We start from the raw sequence: 1011 nt of genomic DNA on the forward strand, positions 1-1011 counted from the left end.
CTTGTTCCCCACTTAAGCCCAACTATCGGCACTATTCGTTCATTAAACACTAATTGTCAAGATGCCATGTAATCTTTCCTATCAAAGTAATTTCAGTTCCGGTGCTGATTCGGAGCATCTTTCAATTTGACAACGCCAAAAATGGGTTCTTCGTTACTTGGTATGGTTCTATAGGGTGGCATAAATCGACTAAATCCTTATCTGGTAAGAGACTTAATTGATTAGAACGTAGGTTGGGTTGAAGTATGAAACCCAACGCCCGCATGGGTTACGCTACCGCTAACCCATCCTACAAATAATTGTGCCTCCCTACTTAGTTAGTTATAAATAGTTGACTAGACAAAAAATGTCGATATAATAAATGGTTATGCGGTAACTCTCGCTATTTTTAGCCTTGATTGTAAACCCTAGATAGTTTAATCGATCGCCCCTTAAGAAAATGGCAATACAAACAACCTTTGCAGAGATTTTAGAAGCAGCCGAGCAACTTCCCCTTGAAGATCAAGAAAATCTCATTCATATTTTACAGAATCGTCTTCGAGATCAAAAAAGAACAGAGTTGATTAGAGATGTTCAAGAAGCTCAACAAGAATTTGCACAAGGTCAATGTCAACCCCTGACACCTGAACAAATCATGGAGGAAATCCTTTCCTGAATTTTGTTTTATTACGCTCCAATATATTTATTAGAAATGCTCGAAAAATTGTCAAAAAAAAGCCTTTTTTAGCTCAAAATATCCGAGAAACTTTAGATTTATTATCCGTAGATCCATTTCAACCTCGATTAAGAACACACCAATTAAAAGGGGAGCTTAAAGACTCTTATGCTTGTAGTGTGGGCTATGATTTAAGAATTGTCTTTAAATTCGTTGGCTCTTCTCGACTTTGTGTGATAATTTTTGCTTATAGAATCGTGAAATATTTACTGGGAAAGACTTTTAGGAGTATTTTGCTGAAGAAACTATCAGTATAGACCCCGTTTCCACACAGAAACCAGAAGAGCCATTCGTTG

At 37.0% G+C, this 1011-nt stretch carries 2 protein-coding genes; both read left to right on the forward strand.

What is annotated here, in order from left to right:
• Positions 1-439 precede the first annotated feature (439 nt).
• A complete protein-coding gene (locus O9290_RS14420) occupies positions 440-655 on the forward strand; it encodes a hypothetical protein (protein WP_159293831.1) in 216 nt (71 codons plus the stop codon).
• Positions 652-972 (forward strand): type II toxin-antitoxin system RelE/ParE family toxin, encoded by a 321-nt coding sequence (locus O9290_RS14425; RefSeq protein WP_353852140.1) that lies wholly within the window; start codon positions 652-654, stop codon positions 970-972. The genes O9290_RS14420 and O9290_RS14425 overlap by 4 nt, the downstream gene beginning before the upstream one ends.
• Positions 973-1011 lie beyond the last annotated feature (39 nt).

The sequence above is a fragment of the Microcystis sp. LE19-41.2A genome (assembly GCF_027530405.1).
GTDB lineage: Bacteria > Cyanobacteriota > Cyanobacteriia > Cyanobacteriales > Microcystaceae > Microcystis > Microcystis aeruginosa.

Bases quoted from the DNA above. Each gene is read 5' to 3' on its own strand.
- O9290_RS14420 (WP_159293831.1), top strand. From the start codon at position 440: ATGGCAATACAAACAACCTTTGCAGAGATTTTAGAAGCAGCCGAGCAA.